The organism is Actinoallomurus acaciae, from assembly GCF_042429965.1.
GTDB classification, from domain to species: Bacteria; Actinomycetota; Actinomycetes; order Streptosporangiales; family Streptosporangiaceae; genus Actinoallomurus; species Actinoallomurus acaciae.
This window is the reverse complement of record NZ_JBHLZP010001043.1, coordinates 1-1,301: the sequence shown is the minus strand read 5'-3', so window position 1 is coordinate 1,301 and position 1,301 is coordinate 1. Positions and strand designations below refer to the sequence as shown.

Below are 1,301 nucleotides of genomic sequence, written 5' to 3'. Positions count from 1 at the left end.
CTAGTACTACATGCCTAGATCGCTCCTGGCGATCGGATCGTTTCTCTGCGTGAGCGGGTTGGGGTGTGTGACGGTGTTGGCATGCCTCAGCCCCTGAAGGACACCGGTGCGGTGACAGCGGCGGATCTGGAGGTTTGGAAGTCGGAGTTCGAGCAGGTCTGCACGCGGTTTGAGGGCCGATGGTTCCGGACGGAGTCACGGGAGCATTTCCGGCAGTATCTGCGGGGGTTGCTGGCGTCTTTGGCGCGGAAGAACTCCTGGACGATCTCCGAATTCACCGGGGAACGGCGGCCTACAGCGATCCAGCGGTTCATCAACTTGACCCCGTGGGACGCTGACGGGTTGCGCGATGAGGTGCGGGCTTTTGCGATGGAGTACTTCGCCGATGCCAGGGCGGTGCTGATCGCCGACCCGACCGGGTTCGCTAAGAAGGGCGCCAAGTCGGCAGGTGTTCAACGACAGTATTCCGGGACGCTGGGCCGGATCGACAACTGCCAGATAGGAACGTTTCTGGCCTATGCCACCCCAGCCGGGGACCGGGTGCTGATCGATCGGGAACTGTATCTGCCGGAGCGTTCCTGGTGTGATGATTTGGGCCGGCGGGCCGAGGCCGCGATACCTGAGGAGCTGAGGTTCGCGACCCGCCCGCAGCAGGTAGCAGCCATGATCGCCCGGACCATGGCGGCCGGGGTGCCGTTCGCATGGTTCGCCGCCGATGAGGAGTTCGGCCAGAACCCGGGCCTGCGCGCCTACCTGGAGAAAGAACAGATCTCCTACTGCATGGCCGTGCCCAAGACCACCAGCACCGCGACCGGGAACATCTCCACCGCCAAGCAAGACCCCGCAGTCGTGGAGAACATCGCCGCCCGGCTCAAACCCCACGATTGGTCGCGCCGTTCCTGCGGGATCGGCTCCAAAGGCTTCCGCGTCTATGACTGGGCGCTCATCACCACCGGTGATCCCGGGCACCAGTACGTGGCCCGGCGAAACACCACCGACGGTGAACTGGCCTACTTCCACTGCTATAACCCACGCGCGGAAGGACTGTCCGAACTCGTCCGCATCATCGGCTCCCGCTGGCCCGTCGAGGAATGCTTTGAGGCGGCCAAGCAAGAAGCCGGACTCGGCCAATACCAGTTCCGGCTCTACCACGCCTGGTATCGGCACATCACCTTGGCGATGCTCGCCTTGACCTTCCTCGCCGTTCTCCGCCGCACCTGTAAAAAGGGGAGCCACCTCCTGTGGACAACTGACGGCGACCCAGAGCACGCATCGGTCAGAACATCAGGAACAACCCCAAG

Annotated in this window: 1 protein-coding gene; it reads left to right on the top strand. The window is 63.4% G+C overall.

Annotation, left to right across the window (positions count from 1 at the left end; translation table 11 throughout):
• Nucleotides 1-81: 81 nt before the first annotated feature.
• Nucleotides 82-1,301: IS701 family transposase (locus tag ACFFNX_RS50265; protein ID WP_378213588.1), on the top strand; the 1,220-nt coding region annotated here is incomplete at its 3' end.